The organism is Tateyamaria armeniaca (assembly GCF_045797845.1).
Taxonomy (GTDB): Bacteria; Pseudomonadota; Alphaproteobacteria; order Rhodobacterales; family Rhodobacteraceae; genus Tateyamaria; species Tateyamaria armeniaca.
The window spans coordinates 1,021,784-1,041,267 of sequence record NZ_JBHDIY010000002.1; the positions used below are offsets into that span (position 1 = coordinate 1,021,784).

Here is a 19,484-nt window from a genome sequence, read left to right on the forward strand (position 1 = left end):
CTACTTAAACGCCGGTCACGACGACGCTGTTGTTGTCCGGGTTCGCGGTGACGGTGCCCATCTTGGCGATGTGGCTTTCCACAACATCCCATATCTGCGGACCCTCGGTGTCTTCGTTGACCGAGGCCCAGCCTGCGACCACGTAATTGCGTGCGGGGTCAATCGCCTCACCGGTGCTGAGCAATGTCATGTTGCTGATGCGGCTGCCCTGCGGCTGGCTGACATCGATGTGGTAGCCAAGGCCGCCCGTGCGCACCATGTCGCCGCCCTGCTGGTAGTAGGGGTCGGGGTTAAAGATGTTGTCCGCGACATCCTCCAGAACGACCTTGAGGAACTCGCCGGTCATTTCGGTGCGATAGGCCTTGCCGTAGGTCATCGAGGTGACGTTGAAGATATCTTCGCGCGTGATGTCCTGACCGGGGATCAGGGACGGCCCCCAACGCACGCCGGGGCTGAGCGCGATTTCGGCGTCTCGCTCGCTCAGCAACGCGTCACATATCAGGTCGTCCCACGTGCCGTTGAAGTTGCCACGCCGGTACAGCAGGCTGTCGGTCTGGCCAATGACTTCGGACAGTTCGGATACGTATGGTGCGCGTTGTTCATCAATCAATGCCGCCATGTCCGCGTCAGGCGTTATGACATCGGAAAAAATGGGGATTAGTTTCGAGCGATACCCCTTCATGCGACCGTCGCGAATGTCCAAATCAATCCGCGTCACGAACTTGCCATTTGAGCCGGACGGGAAGATCAGCGTCTCGCCCGAAACGACGGGTTCAGGCAGGGCGTCATGGGTATGGCCGGACAGGATCACGTCGATGCCACCGACGACGGTCGCCATTTTCTTGTCGACGTCAAAGCCATTGTGGCTGAGCACAACGACACATTCCGCGCCCGCTGCGCGCACTTCGTGCACCATGGCCTGCATGTTCTCGTCCCGGATGCCAAACGCATATTCTGGGAACATCCAGCCGGGATTGGCGATGGGCATATACGGAAATGCCTGCCCGATCACGGCGATCTTTGTGCCGCCGCGTTCGAACATCTTGTAGGGCGGGAACAGCTCGGTCGGTTCGTCCCATTCCACGTCAAATATATTCTGGCCAAGGGCGGCGAAAGGCAGGCTTTCGACCAGTTCCTGCACCCGGTCCGACCCAAGCGTGAATTCCCAGTGGAACGTCATCGCGTCGGGTTGCAGGGCGTTCATCACGTTGACCATGTCCTGCCCTTGGGTCTTGAGACAGGTGTAAGAGCCGTGCCACGTGTCGCCGCCATCCAGCAGGATCGCATCGGGGCGGTCGGCGCGGATGGCCTTGATCACCGTGGCAACCCGGTCCAGCCCGCCAACGCGGCCATAGCCCTGCGCAAGGGAGGAAAAATCGCCAGAGCTGAGCGCGTAATGCGAGGGCGAGCCGTCTTCTATGCCGTAAAGCTTTCGGAACTCGGCGCCGGTCACGTGGGGCACGGCCCCCTTGTTGCCGCCCACGCCGATATTCACAGACGGTTCGCGGAAATAGATCGGCTTGAGTTGCGCGTGGATGTCCGTGATGTGGATCAGGGACACGTTGCCAAAGGTGTCGAATTCCAACAACTGATCCTGCGTAAGTGCCTGTTGCGCCGCCAGCCGCGCCCAGTTGCCAAAACCCGAGGCACCGACCAAGGCCGATGCCGCCATGCCAACCTGAAGGAAGTCTCGCCGCGAGATCATGTCAGAACATCCCTTCTTACATATGCGTATGTTTGAATTCATACGCCGGAAAAAAGGGGCGCTGCCCGTGGCGCGCCCCTTTCAAGTCAGTGATTACTGTCGGACGGCAGGTGTCTCGATGTCCAAACCGTTTGCGCGGCTTGCCACATAAAGCTCAAGTGCCTTGAATTCGTCCGACCCTTCGGCAAACGTTTCGGCCCGTGTGTCCCGGATGCAGCCACGGAAACGGTTGTGACGCGAGATCAGCTTGGCCTGTTTCAGACGGTATGTCGGAAAGCCGTTGATCATGCCCTGGCTCAGGTGATCGGCCCGGATCATGTTGCCGTAATTGTCTTCGTGGCAATTGGAACAGGACAGCTCAAGCTGGCCGTAGCGGGTGTAGTAGATTTCCTTGCCCTTTTCCCAATACGGCGCTGCATCCCCATCGATCGCAACATCCATTGGCATGCCACGCGACTGCAGTCCAATCAGGGCCACCATCGCCTGCATGTCCGCACCGGACCATTTCAATGGCTCGGCGCCCATGACATCCTGACGATGCGTGTTGATCAGATCCTCCATCACCATCAGCTTGCCATCGACAACCTTGGGCATCTGCGCGTGCAGGCCCGCAAATTCCTCTGGTCCGTCGGTATGGCACGAGGCACAGGATTTACCTTCGGTGCCGTCGACTGCGTTGAACAGGTCCATGCCCTGATCCACAAAGATCATCGCCGGGTTGTCAAAGTCGTCGATCTGAAGCGCCTGCGTTTCAGGTGTGCGGAACCGCCAGCCGGAATAGATCGTGCTGATGTTTTCCAGATGCTCGGGCGCTTTGGTTTCGGTGACAAATACCTCGCCATCAATCGACAATGTGCTGTCGTCTTGCGCACACGCGGCCCCGGCCATGCCGATGAACGCTGCTGTCATCCATGGTTTCAAGTTCATTCTCGTCCCTCCCTGGCGAGATCCCTGTCTTCTTAAGAGACTTCGATCTTCTTGCTTGTTTCATAGACGTCGCCGTCGTCGTCATACCATGTGAACTTAAACTCACCGGTTTCAGGCACGATGGCTTCGAACTGAAAATACGGGTTCGTCGAGATCGCCGGTTCCAGCGTCACGTCGATCACGTTCTGGCCGTTGAAGTCAGCGGTAAAGCGATTGATGATCGAGCGAGGAATGACGTTGCCATCATCGTCTTTGCGCTGACCGCTTTCCATCTTGTGGCTGATCAGGGTCTTGATCGTGATCGTCTCGCCAGCAGCCGCCGTTTTGGGGACCTTGACGCGGGGTTTTACACCAGATGCCATATCTTATCTCCTCGTCCTTGGGATCAGCCGCCGCAGCCGCCGATGGTCACTTTTACGTTTGCGGTTGCCTGCTGGAATGAACCGTCTTCCATCTTGGCGATGGCGACGACATCCTGCGTGGTGGCAAGACGAATACGGGTGGATGCGTTGCGCGATCCGCTCAGTGGGCCGAAGTTGAACGTGGCCACATTGGGAACCGGGTTGCCGGAGGCAAACAACGTGATCGACACCGCGCCGGGTGCGCTGACCTCGATCGGAACGGTGTTGCCGTTTTCCGCGATTTCAGGGGCCGTCAAGGTGATCGCACCCTCGCCCAGTTCTGCGCCACCTGTCAGTTCCGCAATTGCGTCATCCGTCAGGCTGGCAAAAGCCGGCAGGGCAGTCAGGCTCGACAACGCGACTGCGCCAGAGCCAAGTACAAGCAATTTTCGCCGTGTCAGTTCCATCGAACTCTCCAAATGTCTCGTGTTACTCTTCTTTCAGGGTCACAAGGAACGACACCACGTCCTCGATGTCCTGGGCGGTGAGAAGGGGTTGCACCGATCCGTCGGCGTGCGCCTTGCCAGTATAAGCGTCACCCAGACGCGTGAACCCTTCGGTCTTGTAAAAAGCAGGCATCATGGTCCCGTCGAACATGACTTTAGCATTGGCAACGATCCCGCGCAGTTCTGCTTCGCTCCAGCGGTCTGCAACGCCGTCCAGCGGTGGGCCAACTTCGCCATGGAACGGCAGATGTGACAGCGCCTCAACCGAGTGGCAGGCGATGCAATTGCCCGAGCCCTTGTTCATCAGGATCGCGCCATTGTCCGGATCACCTGCCTGGCCGCTCAGCGATACAGCAACGGCACCGTCCTCATAAACAACTGCGGTGGGGTCCACCGGCTCTGCGAACACCATTGTGGCTGCGAATGCCGTTGCAAAGCCAAGTCCGATTACATGTTTCATTTGCCCTCCATTGGACGATTCCCGTCCGTTCTTGGTGGGTACACTACTGTACACATTCTCGATTACGCAACATCAAATTCAACTAAGTGAATTTTTGTATTTGTTCGCGGCCGCAGCATAGGACGCAACAATCACTTTGCACATGCAGCATTGCCTAGCCCTTTTGCGCCTCGAACTTTCGCGCGTGGTATTTCTGGAACGGCTCGTCACCATCATACCCTTTTTCGACAACCCAGGTCAGCATGTTGAGCGTGGTCCAGCGGCCAAAAGCACCCGGCATGTTGGCCACCGCAGCCTGTGTGGCTGTCATATCGTCACTCACATCTTCGGGTAAGAAGTAGATGCTGGGCGTGAATAATGCGCCCCACCGTTTCACCATGTCCCTTTCCGGCAGGGTGGTGCCGTCGAAATCAGTCACTTCGACATCGCCGAACATATTGATCTGCACCACAAAGAAATTGTCTTCGATGTATTGCGCGATCTCGGGAACGACAAAGACTTCCTCGTGCATCTTCTTGCAGTAGATGCATCCGCGCTGTTCGATGATCAGCATCAGGCGTTTGCCCTCGGCGTTGGCCTCATCAAGATCTTCGGTCAGGTCCTTGAACGTGTCGCGCATCCACGGTGCCTTGTGCAGACCGTCATCCCCCAATTCCGCCGCGCCCAGCGGCAGCGCAATGCAGAGGGCCATCAGTGGTGCCAAGAAACGAAACATGCCTATCCTCCCTTTTGGTTTATCCAATCGCGCTGAACCACGGCACGTGCTCCAGCATCCATTGGGCGATGTAATTGATGGAATTGGTTGCGATCAGCACGCCGAACAGGATCAGCAACACTCCCATCATCTTTTCGATCAGGCCAAGGTGACGGCGAAATCGGGCCAGCCATGACATGAACGGGCCGATGAAAAGGGCCGCAACCACAAATGGCAAAGTCATGCCAAGCCCGTAAACAAACAGTAGGCTCGCCCCTTGCGCCGCTGTGTCTTGCCCGGCAGCAGTGAACAGGATGGCCGCCAGCACCGGGCCAACACATGGCGTCCAGCCGAAAGCAAAGGCCAGCCCGATCACAAAGGCTCCCACTAAGCCGACATTCGATGTGTTCCCGGCATCTGCGCGGAACTGGCGGTATAGAAACCCGATCCGTACGACGCCCAGAAAATGCAGCCCCATCGCGATAATGATTGCTGCTGCCACCCACCGCAGCATGTCGAAGTATTCCCGCACCAACTGCCCAAAGGCTGTGGCGGTCGCACCAAGACCCATAAAGACGGTGATCACGCCCAGCGCAAAGCAGCAGGCGGCCAGAAAGGCACGCAGCCTGACCTGTCGCGATATCTCGGCCTCGGCAGAAATCTGATTCATGCCGACACCGGCAAGATAGCTCAGATAGAACGGGACAATCGGCAGAATACAGGGTGACAAAAAAGACAGCAGTCCCGCCAGCAAAGCGCCCAAATATGTCACATCAAACATGTCTCGTCGGCCCCTAGCCTTGAGATATTCAAAAATTAGATTATGATAAAAGGTGAAGCGGCGTCAATCGGAGCGGGTCGTGAAAGCACTCAAGACATGGCTGATCACGGCCCTTCTGGCGCTGCCCTTGCCCGCGGCAGCGCAGACATATTTGCTGATGGCAGAAGAAGTCGGTTGCATCTGGTGCGCGCGATGGAACGAAGACATCGGGCATATTTATCCAAAGACGGAAGAAGGGCAGGCAGCGCCTCTTCAACGCTATGACCTTCACAGCGAAACGCCGGATGTCACCCTGAAACAACGGGTCCACTTCACCCCTACTTTCATCCTTGTGCAGGATGGCGTCGAAGTTGGGCGGATCGAAGGATATCCGGGCGAGGATTTCTTTTGGGGTCTGCTCACAATGATGTTTGAGCGGGCGGACATCCCCTTGGACAAGGCAGGTTAGAACGCTATGACGCTTGATATGACCAGCGAACCGGATCCACAGATCGACACCCCGTCACGCCTGCCCGTCTTTGATGCCAACATGTGCGCCGAAGACATGGAACGGATGATGCGCAACGCACAGGCGGCGTCCAATTTCCTCAAAGCTATCAGTCACGAGGGGCGGCTGATGATCTTGTGTCATCTTACGTCAGGCGAAAAATCGGTGACCGAGCTTGAGGATTTGTTGTCCGCCAGGCAGGCCGCCGTGTCTCAGCAACTGTCCCGCCTGCGGCTTGAGGGGCTGGTGAAACCACGCCGCGATGGCAAGGCGATCTACTACAGCTTGACAGACGACCGACCCAGGCAAATCATGGAAGTGGTCTACGACCTGTTTTGCAGGGAAGACTGACCGGTTGCCTCGCCAGCGATCGGTCCGGGGGAGGAAGCCGATATGCTGGAACTGCTTGGAGAAGCCAACACTGTTGCTTTGATTGGACTTTTGGGCGGCATCGCCCTGGGTTTGGCTGCACGTATCGGACGCTTTTGTACGCTCGGTGCTATCGAAGACCTGCTCTATGGCTCTGATGACAGACGAATGCGGATGTGGGCCATTGCCATAGGTGTGGCGATCATCGGCGCCCACGTTGCGATGTCGTTGGGGTGGTTTGACTCCGCGCAATCGGCATACCTTGATCGGGTTTGGAATCCTATCGGGACGATCATCGGCGGGCTCATGTTTGGCTATGGCATGGCGCTGAGCGGGAATTGCGGCTACGGCGCTCTGGCCCGGTTGGGCGGTGGCGATTTACGTTCTTTCGTGATCGTTCTTGTGATGGGATTATCTGCTTATTTCGTCATGTCTGGCCCGCTGGCCCATTTACGCGTCATGCTGTTTCCGGTCGAAACCGACGCGTCGTCTGCGCAAGGGTTCACTCAATTACTTGATGGCTTCGGGGTCGCACCGCTGGCCACCGGCATCATTGCCGGAGGAATTCTGCTGGTCGTGGCGCTGATGTCGGCCGACATGCGCCGTTCGTCTGGGCACATATTCTGGGGCACGATTGTCGGCCTTGCTATCGTGTCGGGCTGGATTGGAACCTACTGGGTTGCGATGCACGGTTTCGAGGCAGAGCCGATTGAAACCCACACATTCGCGGCCCCCATCGGTGACACGATTTTCTACTCAATGACCGCCTCGGGCAACGCGCTGTCGTTCAGTGTCGGATCCGTGGTTGGCGTCGTTATTGGCGCGGCCCTTGGGTCATATTCCAAGGGGCATTTCCGATGGGAGGCCTGCGAAGATCCGCGCGAGTTGCGACGGCAAATCCTTGGAGCAGCGATCATGGGTCCCGGCGCAATCATCGCCGTTGGATGCAGTGTCGGTCAGGGCATCTCTGCTTTCTCACTGCTGGCGTTCAGCGCCCCAGTCACTTTTCTGGCCATCTTTGCCGGTGCCGCTTTGGGCTTGAAACAGTTGATCACCGGCTTTGCGCCCGCAGAGTAGTTACTATTAGCCTGTTAGCTCATGAAATGGTCCGCGTCAGTGGTTTCGCGCCACGCTAGAAGACAAAGTCATCCGCACCCAGATCGGCAAGATTGACATCAAGCAGACGAATTGAACTGTTCGACCCGGTTGAAATCAAAACATCCGAGCCAACTTGCTGCGACGCAGCAAGGACACTGTTGACTGTGTCGAACACGGACAATTCCGAGAAATCCATCAGCTCAAACCCGTTATTGGCGTCAAAGTCACCGATCGTGTCATTGCCATGATCGTTCGCAAACACAAAACGGTCGGCGTTGAAGTCCCCCAACAACAGATCGTCGCCCGTGCCGCCAATCAAGGTGTCAAACCCGGCACCGCCATAAACTGAATCATTGCCGGATTCACCCATCAGGATGTCATTGCCCGAACCTCCAAAGAATCGGTCATCTCCTGCTCCGCCCCATGCGGTGTCGTTGCCTTGATCGCCGAAATGCCCGTCATTGCCCGAACCGCCAATCAATTGATCGTCACCCGCACCACCGAACAGCCGGTCAAGGCCCTGACCACCGAACATCGTGTCATTGCCCGCGCGCCCGTAAAGGTTGTCGGCCTGATCACCGCCATCCATCAGGTCATTGCCGTCGCCGCCATCCAGCAGGTCAAAGCCTGCGTTGCCGAACATGGTATCGTTACCTTCTTCGCCCCAAAGCCCATCGACGGTGAGGCCGAAATTGATACCCGCACTCATCCAGTCGTCGCCCGCACCGCCGTAAAGGCGGTCGGCAGTGTCGCCCGACCACATTGTGTCATTGCCGTCTTCGCCAAACATCTGGTCGAAACCTGCGCCGCCGATCATCACGTCGTCGCCGTTGCCGCCATAAAGCGAATCCGCGTTATCACCGCCGACAATCGTATCGTCGCCGTTCTTGCCAAAGATCGTGTCAAATCCGATGCCGCCAAAAATCAAGTCGTCTCCGGCTCCGCCATCAATCAGGTCTTCGCCGCCGTCACCGCTGAGGGTGTCATGCCCGAAATCACCGACAATCGTGTCATCCCCGGCATTGCCGAAAATCACGTCGTCCCCGTTCGTACCGTTGGTTTGTTCTGGTGCGGCACCGCCCTGAATGCTGCCTGCCGCATCAGGCAGGGCAAAGGTCGGTTCCGAAATCCAGATCGGTGCAGCAGGCTGTGGCCCGGCGCTTTCGGTCAGCGGATGAATGGGGTCGGTGACCGGTTCTTCTACCTCATAGACTGACGGGTCGGTGGGTGGGCGGTTGCCAATGATGATCGCATCACCAGCAAAATCCGAAGCGGAGAGCGACGAACCATTGGCGGACCGCACCTCAATCACGGAGGTGCCATAACGCAATTCGGCCCCCAGCTGCGCGATGAGATAATCAGGTTTTCCACTCCGCCGACGACGCCCAGCGCCGAGATATCGATGCGATCCTGACCCGGTTGAAAGTCCAGAATGACGTCTGTCGCATCATCCTGGGTCAGCACGAACAGGTCCGCACCTGCGTCGCCGCGCAGGGTGTCGCTGCCTGCCCCATCAATGATGATGTCGTTGCCAGCACCGCCTTGCAGCAGATCGGGGCCATTGCCCCCGTTCAGAATGTCATCCCCACCTGTTCCGTTGACAGTGCCACCAGCGGCATCTGCCACCCGTGTCACGCCGGGAGCGTCATGGGTGATCGCATATTCGACCAGAAACGGAGCAGATTGGGTGGACACGAAAAGGCGCGTGCCCGTCGCAGTTTCCACTGCTTCGATGCCAGATATGTTGTTAAGCGGGCTTTCGATGCTGCCCTCGATGGTTTCGACATGCTGCAAGCGTCCACCGTTCAGCATCACGAACAGGCTGAGGCCAGAATCCGTGCCCGCCGCCACAACATAATCCTGACCGTTGATGGTGACTGTGCTGACATAGCTGGCATCGTCGAACCGCGTATCAAGCGTGTCCAGCACATGATCCACCATGCGCATCCCGGTTCCGTTTTCGTCAATTTCGAGGACGGACAGCGATCCACTTCCCGAGGCTGTCACAACAACGTACAGCGCGCCATCTGCGCCAATCACAGTTGTCATCGCACCGGGGCGGTTGGCCCACAACCCATCCTCAACATCCAGGTCGGCCATGTGCTGCACGGTGCCGTTGCCTGCCATTCGGAACAGAGACACCGTATTGTCCGCGCCATATGTGACGACGGCCACTGTTTGCCCGCCATGTGTTGCAGTGACAATATCGGTGACAGAGCGACCGTTCATGGCCGTCCCTTGGCCCACAGATACGCTTTCCATCTGGGTGCCGCTGCCAAATGTGACATGAGACAGGCCACCACCGCGCAACGCCACGAGCCCGCCGGAGCCATCGTCCCACAATGCCATTTCCGTGATGTCGCCTGCATCCAGCCCTGTGGCGGACCTGCTGATGGCAGCATCAATCGTATTTGATCCTGCACCGGCGTTTACTGTCACGCCCTGCAATGCGTCACTATTCAGGCCTGCCATATACAGTTCAAATCCACTGCCGCCGGTCTGGCGGATTTCAATGTCCGTGCTTTCAAGCTGCAGATAGGACGACGCGATAGACCAGCTGTCGGATTGGGCGGTGTCGCCCGCGTTTGTACCCAGATCAAAGGCCGTCAGCCAGCCGCCGCCGCGTGTGGCCGCAAACAGATAGGTGCCGCTGCTGGTCTGGACCACGTCCAGATCCATCACCCCCACCACAGAATCTACGTTCGAAACCGAAACAGCGCCGTGCGCCGTAAATGACATCCGCATTGTTACCCCCAAGGTATCGCGTTCTTGAGGAGATATCTGGCGGTGCGACGTGCAATCACGCGGACGAGTTTGTGGCGCTTCTGCGACCTATCACATGGATTTTAACCTATCGCGCAAGGCCCCGTTTACCATGCGAGATCACGAGCGGCGTTGCTACACAGGGTAAACAACCGTGCGCTGCCTTTTTCGGAAGTTAACGCCAAGCGAGGAACGTACGCTGAATTAACCCGCGCTTTCCCGAAAGGACCGCCTGCATGTCTGAGACCTCACCGATCCTGTCATTGCCCTACATCCAGCCGTCGCAGGCACAAAAGCATGTCACCCACAACGAGGCGCTGCGCCAGCTTGACGCCATTGTGCAACTGGCGGTCATCTCGGCAGAACTGACAGCACCCCCGACAACCCCGGATGAAGGGGACAGATACATTGTCGCGGGCGGTGCAAGCGGTGCGTGGTCAGGTCAGGACAATGCCGTCGCCGTCTGGGCAGACAACGCATGGACATTCCACGCGCCGCTCACGGGCTGGCGCGCCGATGTGCAGGGCACCGGAACGGTTGTGCGTTTCGATGGGTCCGACTGGGCCGTACCAGAACTCGCACCATTGCAAAACGTCGCCTATGTCGGAATCAATGCGGCGGCCGACGACACCAACCGCCTGACTGTCACGTCACAGGCCACATTGCTGAACCATGCAGGCAGCGGCCACCAACTGAAGCTGAACAAGAACACCGACGGTGACACTGCAAGCCTTCTGTTCCAGACCGGCTTTTCCGGTAGGGCCGAAATGGGCACGGCAGGAAACGATGACTTTGCAGTCAAGGTGTCTGCCAACGGAACGCTTTTCAACACCGCCATTGTCGCGGATGCAGCCGATGGCGCCGTGCGGTTTCCACAAGGCAAATGCTACTTCGACGAAGTGTTTATCGCAGATGATGCGGCCTATGGCTTTGACATTCCGTTCTCTGACCCTGCGCGGATCATGATGTGGCTCTCGCTTGATCTGGCAGGTGAGTTTTATTTGTTCTCGGTGACCGGAACATTGGCAGGCGCCAGCAACTTTGCCGCGATGTTCAACAGCCCCGCAGGCAGCCTGAATTTTCTGAGCGGTGTGCTTGATGGAACGACCGGTCCGGACAATGCCATCAGCATCTCGATTGACACCAGCGGCGCGGCGCCACGCATGTATCTGGAAAACCGCCTTGGGTCCGATCGGACCTTCACGATGTCCACCTTGGGCAAGTAAGGTCGACAGGTCCGCGCGGCACGCGCGCAAATAGAACAAGACGGTAGAAAACTGCCGCTGCACGACAGGGTTTGCGGGTTCAGCCCACATCTTTCGTGACATCCAAACACCCCTTTGTTATGCGCCACACAGCATTGCAAAGGGACCCTCACACGTGAAGATTACCGAGACCGCGCTCCCCGGCGTCCTGCTCATTGAACCCCGCCGGTTTGGCGATGATCGCGGGTTTTTCAGCGAAAGCTGGAACCGCAAGACCTTTGCGACCCACGGCATTCACACGGAATTCGTACAGGACAATCATTCGATGTCCGGCGCTGTCGGCACGGTGCGCGGCTTGCATTTTCAGGCCCCCCCGTCCGCACAGGCCAAGCTGGTGCGCTGCGGGCGCGGTGTCCTGGTTGACGTGGCCGTCGATATCCGGCGCGGCTCGCCCACCTATGGCCAATGGGTGGGCTACGAGCTCAGCTTTGACAACGGATTGCAGTTGCTGATTCCCGAAGGGTTCCTGCACGGCTTTGCCACCCGCACGCCCGATACCGAGATTATCTATAAGTGCTCTGACTATTACGATGCGACCGCCGACGGCGCCGTGGCATGGGACAGTTGCGGCATCGACTGGGGCCTGACCGGCGACCCAATCCTGTCTGAAAAGGACGCAGCCGCCCCGGCACTGGCCGATTTCGACAGCCCCTTTACCTACGAGGCAGCGCCATGAAACTTCTTGTCACCGGCGGCGCCGGGTTCATCGGATCAGCAGTTGTGCGGCAGGCCGTGGCGGCCGGTCACGAGGTGATCAATCTGGATGCGCTGACCTATGCGGCCTGTCTTGAAAACGTGGCCTCGGTCGGGAACGCACCGAACTACACCTTTGTCGAGGCGGACATTCGTGACCGCCCCGCGCTGGATGCCGCTCTGCAAACTCATCAGCCCGACGCCATCATGCATTTGGCTGCCGAGTCTCATGTGGATCGCTCCATCGACGGACCCGGCACCTTTATCGACACCAATGTTATGGGCACCTTTCACCTGCTCGAAGCGGCGCGCAGCTATTGGGAGGGCGCGGGCCGCCCTGACACGTTCCGTTTTCACCACATTTCGACAGACGAGGTGTTCGGCTCGCTAGGCGCGACAGGCATGTTCACCGAAGAGACCCCTTACGATCCGCGCAGCCCCTATTCTGCCTCGAAAGCATCGTCAGACCATCTGGTGCGCGCATGGGGCGAGACTTATGGCCTGCCGGTTGTCCTGACCAACTGTTCGAATAATTACGGCCCCTTCCACTTCCCGGAAAAGCTGATCCCGGTGATCATCCTGAAAGCGTTGGCCGACAAACCGCTGCCAATCTACGGGGATGGATCGAACGTGCGCGACTGGCTTTATGTCGAAGATCACGCCGATGCCCTGTTGCTGGTTGTGCAAAAGGGTGCTGTGGGGCGCTCCTATAACATTGGGGGCGAAAACGAACGCTCCAACCTCGAACTGGTCAAGACGCTGTGCGCCATTCTGGGCGAGGTGCGGCCCAAGCCGTCGGGCTCTTACGCGGACCAGATCACCTTTGTGACGGACCGGCCCGGGCATGATGCGCGCTATGCCATTGATCCGACCCGCATCCGCGAGGAACTGGGTTGGTCGCCCTCGGTTACGGTCGAGGATGGGCTGCGCCGCACGGTGCATTGGTATCTGGAAAACGAGGCGTGGTGGCGTGCGTTGCAGGATCGCGCGGGCGTGGGTCAACGGCTGGGCACTGGCGGATGAGCATTCTCGTCTTTGGATCAACCGGGCAGGTGGCCACGGAACTCGCCGCGCTGTCCGACACGGTTTGCCTAGGGCGTGCGGACGCTGACCTGAGCGAGCCGCAAGCCTGTGCCGCCGCCATCCGCGCCCATGCCCCCCACGCCGTCATCAACGCGGCCGCGTACACCGCCGTGGATAAAGCCGAATCCGAAGAAGAACTGGCAGCGATCATAAACGGTCACGCCCCGACGGCGATGGCAGACGTCTGCGCGGACCTCGGTATCCCAATGGTCCACATCTCGACCGATTACGTGTTCAACGGCAGCGGCAGCGATCTGTGGAAACCCGACGATCAAACCGACCCGCTTGGCGCTTATGGGCGCAGCAAACTGATCGGCGAAAACGGCATACAGGCGTCAGGGGCAGTGCATGCCATCCTGCGCACCTCTTGGGTCTTTTCGGCGCATGGCGCGAACTTTGTTAATACGATGCTGCGTCTGGGGGCAGAGCGGGACGCGCTCACCATCGTGGCCGACCAGATCGGCGGCCCGACACCAGCACGGGGCATCGCCGGTGCGTGCCACGCGATCGCGACACATTTGATGTCCAGCCCAGATGCCGCTGGCACCTATCACTTTTCCGGCGCGCCGGACTGTTCGTGGGCCGATTTTGCGCGCGCCATCTTTGAGGACGCGAACATTGACTGCTGTGTAACGGACATCCCCACATCCGCCTATCCCACGCCCGCAGCCCGCCCTGCCAATTCCCGGATGGACTGTGCGTCGCTGGCAGAGACATTTGGCATCGTACGGCCGGACTGGCGCGCTGCCTTGCGCGAAACCATCAAAGAGTTGAAAGAGACGTCATGACCAAACGCAAAGGTATCATTCTGGCCGGTGGTTCTGGCACGCGGCTTTACCCGATCACCATGGGTGTCTCGAAACAGCTTCTGCCGATCTATGACAAGCCGATGATCTACTACCCGATCTCGGTGCTCATGCTGGCCGGGATACGCGAGATTGCGATGATCACGACGCCGCAGGATCAGGACCAATTCAAGCGCACGCTTGGGGACGGAAGCCAGTGGGGCGTGACGCTCACCTATATCGTGCAGCCGTCGCCGGACGGTCTGGCACAGGCCTATCTGCTGGCCGAAGAATTCCTTGATGGCGCGCCATCGGCCATGGTGCTGGGGGACAATATCTTCTTCGGGCATGGCCTTCCCGAACTGCTTGCCGAAGCGGACGCGCACGAAACGGGCGGCACGGTGTTCGGATACCATGTCTCTGATCCGGAACGCTATGGTGTGGTCGGGTTCGACGCGGAGGGGATGGCACGTGAGATCATCGAGAAACCGACCAACCCGCCGTCGAATTATGCGGTCACAGGCCTCTATTTTCTCGACGGTGATGCACCGCAGCGCGCGCGCGAGGTTCAGCCGTCTGCACGGGGTGAACTGGAGATCACAACCCTGCTCGAAATGTATCTGGCCGATGGAAACCTGCGGGTGAACCGCATGGGGCGTGGTTATGCGTGGCTGGACACGGGCACCCATGGAAGCCTTCTGGATGCGGGCAATTTCGTACGCACGCTGACCAACAGGCAAGGATTGCAGACAGGCAGCCTTGAAGAGATTGCCTATGAACAGGGCTGGATCACCAAGGACGATCTGAAAAAACGGGCGGCCATGTTCTCCAAGAACGACTACGGCGCGTATCTGGACGGCCTTATCGACTGAAAGATAGCGACCCGGTTCGGCCCCTCGGGCCAACACACCTGCTTCACCAAAACGGACATGCGGGCGATCCCTGACGGGTATCGCGCGCGCACAGCCATGCGCGCCAAACGGACAGCGGATACGATTGTTTAACGTGCGCAATGCTAAGCTGAGAGTCCGGCTACAGCCCTGATTTTGAATAAAAACGTCAGGATTTGCAGCCCGCGGCGCCAAAGTTGCGCCCGATTTCTGGCTGAAAGCCTGTCCCATCACTTTTCACTGTTTGTTGCAACGAGGGCCCCTTCGCTATGTGTTCGATCTGTTTCGCCACCCGCACCTTTGATCCACTGCGCCATGATGAGGGCGGGGATCCGGAATTTGCGAACCTGACCGAAGACCCGAATGCGCCGGATTCGATCCTGACGACCAACACCATGTCCGTGGGGGACACGTTTTCCGGCGCATTGTCCGAAAGCGGAGACGAAGACTGGATCGCGATCAGTCTCACAGCAGGCGAGCAATACCAATTTGCCCTTGATGGCGGATCGTTGAGCGACCCGCTTGTCCGCCTGTTTGATGCGCAAGGCAATCAGGTCGCCGCCAACGATGATGGCGGACCGGGTCTGAATTCACTGCTTGTGCATACGGCGAGCTCCAGCGGCACCTATTTTATCATCGCGGATGCCTTTGCGACCCAATCCGGCAGCTATACGCTGAGCGTTACGGACAGTTCCAGCACACCCGAACCAACTGGCGCGGGCAGCCTTGATGATCTGGCGCTGTTCCTGACCGAAGGGTTCTGGGGTGACCGTCAAATTACTTTCAACACTACTCAGTCCAATGTCATCACCGTCAGCATCGAGGGCCTGACAGCCGCCGCCCAGCAACTCGCAACGTGGGCCATGGAGGCTTGGGAAATGGTCGCGAATCTGGACTTTCAGATTGTGACCACGGGCGAAATGATCACCATGGACGACGAGTTGAGCGGCGCATTTGCCTATGCACCCAACAGCGGATCATCAGGCGGCGTTGAATTGAATGTATCGACCAATTGGGTGTCCACCTATGGCACCTCAATCGATACCTATTCCTTCCAGACCTACATGCACGAGATCGGGCACGCGATCGGGTTGGGCCATCAGGGTGACTATAACGGCAGCGCAAATTACAGCACCGATGCCACCTTTACCAATGACAGTTGGCAAATGTCGCTGATGTCGTATTTCAACCAGAACGAAAACACATCCATCACCGCGACATACGGGTATACTGCAACGCCGATGATGGCCGACATCCTTGCGATCCAAAACCTCTACGGCGCGCCGGACGTTCAAAGTGTAACTGCGGGCGACACAACCTTTGGTCTGGGTGCACAGCTGGGGAACTACCTGGATTCAGTGTTCGAGTGGATGGCCGGGGGGGCGACAAATTCCGAGGTTACTGGCAACGCGATGGTGTTCACCCTGTACGATCAGGGCGGCAGCGACACGCTGGATCTGAGCTATATGCAGGACGCCGCGCGCCTTGATTTGCGCGAAGAGACCTTCTCGGACTTCGGCAACCTGATCGGTGTGATGGGCATCTCACGTGACACCGTCATCGAAAATGCAGTGCTGGGCAGCGGCAACGACCGGGTGACGGGCAATGACGCCGCAAACGTGATCGACCTTGGCGTTGGCAATGACAGCATCACGGCAGGCGACGGGAACGACCATATCTCTGGCGGTATCGGTTTCGATACGATGGAAGGTGGCACCGGCAATGACAGCCTGTTCGGAGGAAACGGCGCCGATTCCCTGATGGGTGGTGCCGGCAACGATCTGATTGAAGGCGGCGATGGGTACGACCAGATCAACGGCGGTACGGGCGACGACAGGATACTGGCGGGCGCAACGGCGGATCGGGTTTATGGCGGTGACGGCGACGACTGGATCAGTGGCGGTTCCAACTTTGGCCTGACGGTGGACGGGCTTTGGGGTGAGGCGGGCAATGATACGATTGTCGGCGACGGCGGCTTTGACCTGCTGGATGGCGGCGACGGCAATGACCTGCTGGATGGCGGGGATCAGGCCGACAACCTTTATGGCCGTGACGGCAACGACGTGATGCGCGGCGGCAATGGTCTGGACCGTTTGTTCGGCGGGAACGATGACGATCTTGGCCACGGCGGCAGCGGCAACGACGGCCTGTTCGGAGAAGCGGGAAACGATACGCTTTACGGCGAGGACGGCAATGATCGCTTCTTTGGCGGCAGCGGCAATGACCTGCTTTTTGGCGGGGCTGACAATGACACACTGAATGGGGGCTCCGGTTTCGATACAATCGACGGAGGGGCGGGGGACGACAGCCTGTTCGGCCAGTTCAATGCCGACACTTTTGTGTTCGCCGACAATCACGGTAACGACACGATTGGCGACTTCAACGCGTTGAACAACTTCGAACGAGATCGATCTGTCTGGCATCAGCACAATCACGGGTCTGGGCGATCTTGCGCTGGCAGACAGTGCAGCGGGTGCTGCAGTTCAGTCGGGCAGTGACGTGGTGATAACCACTGGCAGCAACAGTTCCATCGTGTTGTCCAATGTCAGCCTGTCCGATCTTGACGCATTCGACTTCATCTTCTGAGGGCGATGTCAAAATGCTGGACTTAGTTACTGGAAATTAACCAATTCCACCAAAAATGTCCGCGGTATGCAGACACCCAAACCCTTTGACAAACTGTTCCTCAGCATCGGCGCGATGAAGGCGGGGACAACCTGGCTTTACGCAGTTCTGGGTCGACACCCGGAACTGCATTTCGCGATGGAAAAGGAAATTCATTACTTCTACCACCGCTTTGTCAACTCAGACCAACTCAGCGAAAAGCGGAGGTTGGAGGAAGCGCACAACCGCTACATCCCGCGCTTTGATCCCAAGACCAGCCATGTGGATGTCGTGCGCCATAACCTGCGTTGGATCGCGGCCTATCTGGATCGCCCTGTCGACGATCTGTGGTATCGCAACCTCTTTCAATTGCGCGACCACGAAACATATGCTTGCGATTTCTCCAACCTGAACGCACATCTTCCGGCCGAGGCCTGGCCGCGCATCGCCGACAGCTGTCACGACTTGCGCGTGCTTTATACGCTGCGCCATCCGGTCAAACGATTGTGGAGCCATACGAAATTCCACCTCGAAGTTATAGGTTCAGCAGACAAGCTGGACACTTGGCGAGAACGCGATTTCGAGAAGTTTTTGCGCCAGCCTCACATCTGGGACAACGCAGAATACGGTGCCGTACTGCGCCGCGTGAAATCTGGATTGCAGCCCGCACAGTTCAAGGCCATCTTTTACGAAGACCTGCATGCAGACCAACGCGGAACACTTGCCGAGATCGAAGAGTTTCTGGGCATCGCCGCGTTTGACTATCCTCAATCCTTGCTCGAACGGCGCTTCACCGAAAGCGTCAAACGTCCGATGCCCGCCTTCTTCCCAAAGCTGGTCGAACGGGATGTCGCCCGCATCAACGCCGAAGTGGAAGCCGAAGGGTATCGCATTCCAGAAAACTGGCGTCAGTAAGCCGCCCGGAACAATCTTTCATTACACCTTCGAACGGAACCCCCGGCAGACAGGCGGCGCGGGCGCCACGCTGCCAAACCTGCGGCCATTCGATCTGAACCGGCGCACTGACCCTCACTTGTCCAAAATGTCGCGATGAAACCTGTTCAACAGGAACAACCCAACCAACGCCATGCCGCCGCCCACCGCGATCGGATACATGACCGAGATGAATGTCGGCTGATAAAAGGGATAAAACCCGTCCCGCATCACGCCCACGACATGCACAAGCGGATTGAACCAAAGCACATCGCTGTAGGGTTGTGGCACCACCTCAAAATTGAAGAAAATGCATGAAATCAGGAACAGGGGCCGATTCACCACGGCCCATGCCGTCTGCCAGACCGGATACGCCAGCGTGAGAAAGCTGTTGAGCGTTCCGACACCAAAGGCAAGCGACAGCAGCATCATATAGGCCAGCGCGATTTTTGATGCGTCGAATGCCGTATCGGGCCGTTGCATCACAATGATGAACCCAAGAACCAGACCATGGACGACCAATTGGGTTAGGGTGTTCAGCAAGAATCGTGCCAGCAAAGCATCCACAAACGTCACCCGTGGATAAGCAAGAAGCGCGCGACTGAACTGAACAGTCTGCCCGATTTTTCCGGACACATCGGAATACATCAAAAAGGGCAAAATGCCCGCCGCATAGAAGAGGGCAAAATTCGTTCCGAGGGGTGGGCTGCGAAATCCTGCGGAAAAGATCAGTGTGAGCAAGGCGATACCGGCGGCGGGCTCCAGCACAGCCCACAGGTATCCCCCCGGCGAGCGTCCATAGGTCGTTGAAACCTCTCGCAATATCAGGGCCGAGACTGCGCGGAACGTGGCCAACCGCGGGGTGTGCCGCTGCTCAAGCGCTGCAGAACTGGGATACATTCGATTCCCCTCTCATCTGTAGAAAATCTTAAGGAGTTCAGGCTAGCCAAGTGAGAACAACAAACACTTAACCCACGATGGAATCGAAACTCATGGCGCACAGCACTTCAAAGTCGGCGGTCCTAGACGTGAACACTTCATCGAGAAAACCGCGTGTCCTGAGAGCCAAACAAAGGGCCGATGCGGCCATCGATAGTATC

Annotated in this window: 20 protein-coding genes; 10 read left to right on the forward strand and 10 right to left on the reverse strand. The window is 58.0% G+C overall.

Annotated elements, in window-relative coordinates; all coding sequences use genetic code 11:
• Window positions 1-4: 4 nt before the first annotated feature.
• The 7 genes from soxB to ACERZ8_RS05105 form a co-directional block, all read right to left on the reverse strand.
• Window positions 5-1,705: a thiosulfohydrolase SoxB gene (soxB, locus tag ACERZ8_RS05075; RefSeq protein ID WP_407591046.1), complete on the reverse strand. Its 1,701-nt coding sequence runs from the start codon at window positions 1,703-1,705 to the stop codon at window positions 5-7.
• A gap of 93 nt (window positions 1,706-1,798) precedes the next feature.
• Window positions 1,799-2,632 (reverse strand): sulfur oxidation c-type cytochrome SoxA, encoded by an 834-nt coding sequence (gene soxA / locus ACERZ8_RS05080; RefSeq protein ID WP_407591047.1) that lies wholly within the window; start codon window positions 2,630-2,632, stop codon window positions 1,799-1,801.
• 32 nt (window positions 2,633-2,664) lie between these two features.
• Window positions 2,665-2,994 carry a thiosulfate oxidation carrier complex protein SoxZ gene (gene soxZ / locus ACERZ8_RS05085; protein WP_407591048.1) on the reverse strand — a complete coding sequence of 110 codons (330 nt, stop codon included), beginning with the start codon at window positions 2,992-2,994 and terminating at the stop codon, window positions 2,665-2,667.
• A 23-nt stretch (window positions 2,995-3,017) separates the two neighbouring features.
• Window positions 3,018-3,440, reverse strand: a complete 423-nt coding sequence (gene soxY / locus ACERZ8_RS05090; protein ID WP_407591049.1) for a thiosulfate oxidation carrier protein SoxY — start codon at window positions 3,438-3,440, stop codon at window positions 3,018-3,020.
• 22 nt (window positions 3,441-3,462) lie between these two features.
• A complete protein-coding gene (gene soxX / locus ACERZ8_RS05095) occupies window positions 3,463-3,939 on the reverse strand; it encodes a sulfur oxidation c-type cytochrome SoxX (RefSeq protein ID WP_407591050.1) in 477 nt (158 codons plus the stop codon).
• Between the two features lie 154 nt (window positions 3,940-4,093).
• Complete coding sequence (locus ACERZ8_RS05100; protein WP_407591051.1) at window positions 4,094-4,654, reverse strand: thioredoxin family protein; 561 nt, start codon at window positions 4,652-4,654, stop codon at window positions 4,094-4,096.
• 19 nt (window positions 4,655-4,673) lie between these two features.
• The gene (locus tag ACERZ8_RS05105) at window positions 4,674-5,414 is read right to left on the reverse strand and encodes a cytochrome c biogenesis CcdA family protein (RefSeq protein ID WP_407591052.1); all 741 of its coding nucleotides are present in this window, start codon (window positions 5,412-5,414) and stop codon (window positions 4,674-4,676) included.
• 79 nt (window positions 5,415-5,493) lie between these two features.
• On the opposite strand from ACERZ8_RS05105, the gene ACERZ8_RS05110 reads away from it, so the two are divergent.
• The 3 genes from ACERZ8_RS05110 to ACERZ8_RS05120 are packed head-to-tail and all read left to right on the forward strand — an operon-like array spanning window position 5,494 to window position 7,347.
• Complete coding sequence (locus ACERZ8_RS05110; RefSeq protein ID WP_407591053.1) at window positions 5,494-5,862, forward strand: hypothetical protein; 369 nt, start codon at window positions 5,494-5,496, stop codon at window positions 5,860-5,862.
• An 18-nt stretch (window positions 5,863-5,880) separates the two neighbouring features.
• Window positions 5,881-6,252 (forward strand): ArsR/SmtB family transcription factor, encoded by a 372-nt coding sequence (locus ACERZ8_RS05115; protein WP_407591055.1) that lies wholly within the window; start codon window positions 5,881-5,883, stop codon window positions 6,250-6,252.
• 42 nt (window positions 6,253-6,294) lie between these two features.
• Window positions 6,295-7,347, forward strand: a complete 1,053-nt coding sequence (locus ACERZ8_RS05120) for a YeeE/YedE family protein (protein WP_407591056.1) — start codon at window positions 6,295-6,297, stop codon at window positions 7,345-7,347.
• A gap of 55 nt (window positions 7,348-7,402) precedes the next feature.
• On the opposite strand, the gene ACERZ8_RS05125 is transcribed toward ACERZ8_RS05120, so the two are convergent.
• Both ACERZ8_RS05125 and ACERZ8_RS05130 read right to left on the reverse strand, forming a co-directional pair.
• Entirely contained in the window at window positions 7,403-8,680 is a 1,278-nt protein-coding gene (locus ACERZ8_RS05125) for a calcium-binding protein (protein ID WP_407591058.1), read from the reverse strand.
• The gene (locus ACERZ8_RS05130; protein ID WP_407591059.1) at window positions 8,677-10,047 is read right to left on the reverse strand and encodes a calcium-binding protein; all 1,371 of its coding nucleotides are present in this window, start codon (window positions 10,045-10,047) and stop codon (window positions 8,677-8,679) included. The genes ACERZ8_RS05125 and ACERZ8_RS05130 overlap by 4 nt, the downstream gene beginning before the upstream one ends.
• Before the next feature lie 320 nt (window positions 10,048-10,367).
• Here ACERZ8_RS05130 and ACERZ8_RS05135 point away from each other — a divergent pair, with 320 nt between their 5' ends.
• The 7 genes from ACERZ8_RS05135 to ACERZ8_RS05165 all read left to right on the forward strand — a co-directional run bounded on the left by ACERZ8_RS05135 (window position 10,368) and on the right by ACERZ8_RS05165 (window position 18,366).
• Window positions 10,368-11,357, forward strand: coding sequence for a DUF2793 domain-containing protein (locus ACERZ8_RS05135; protein ID WP_407591060.1), 990 nt, complete (start codon window positions 10,368-10,370; stop codon window positions 11,355-11,357).
• Between the two features lie 154 nt (window positions 11,358-11,511).
• Entirely contained in the window at window positions 11,512-12,072 is a 561-nt protein-coding gene (gene rfbC / locus ACERZ8_RS05140) for a dTDP-4-dehydrorhamnose 3,5-epimerase (RefSeq protein WP_407591061.1), read from the forward strand.
• Window positions 12,069-13,112 carry a dTDP-glucose 4,6-dehydratase gene (gene rfbB, locus ACERZ8_RS05145; RefSeq protein ID WP_407591062.1) on the forward strand — a complete coding sequence of 348 codons (1,044 nt, stop codon included), beginning with the start codon at window positions 12,069-12,071 and terminating at the stop codon, window positions 13,110-13,112. Before rfbC ends, rfbB begins: the two co-directional genes overlap by 4 nt.
• A complete protein-coding gene (gene rfbD, locus ACERZ8_RS05150; RefSeq protein WP_407591064.1) occupies window positions 13,109-13,960 on the forward strand; it encodes a dTDP-4-dehydrorhamnose reductase in 852 nt (283 codons plus the stop codon). Before rfbB ends, rfbD begins: the two co-directional genes overlap by 4 nt.
• On the forward strand, window positions 13,957-14,829 hold the full coding sequence (rfbA, locus tag ACERZ8_RS05155; protein ID WP_407591065.1) for a glucose-1-phosphate thymidylyltransferase RfbA: 873 nt from the start codon (window positions 13,957-13,959) through the stop codon (window positions 14,827-14,829). Before rfbD ends, rfbA begins: the two co-directional genes overlap by 4 nt.
• 287 nt (window positions 14,830-15,116) lie before the next feature.
• Window positions 15,117-17,345 carry a M10 family metallopeptidase gene (locus tag ACERZ8_RS05160; protein WP_407591067.1) on the forward strand — a complete coding sequence of 743 codons (2,229 nt, stop codon included), beginning with the start codon at window positions 15,117-15,119 and terminating at the stop codon, window positions 17,343-17,345.
• Between the two features lie 154 nt (window positions 17,346-17,499).
• Window positions 17,500-18,366 carry a sulfotransferase family protein gene (locus ACERZ8_RS05165; protein WP_407591068.1) on the forward strand — a complete coding sequence of 289 codons (867 nt, stop codon included), beginning with the start codon at window positions 17,500-17,502 and terminating at the stop codon, window positions 18,364-18,366.
• A gap of 114 nt (window positions 18,367-18,480) precedes the next feature.
• Here the strand turns inward: ACERZ8_RS05165 and ACERZ8_RS05170 are convergent, their stop codons facing one another.
• Window positions 18,481-19,284 carry an ABC transporter permease gene (locus tag ACERZ8_RS05170; RefSeq protein ID WP_407591069.1) on the reverse strand — a complete coding sequence of 268 codons (804 nt, stop codon included), beginning with the start codon at window positions 19,282-19,284 and terminating at the stop codon, window positions 18,481-18,483.
• Window positions 19,285-19,484 lie beyond the last annotated feature (200 nt).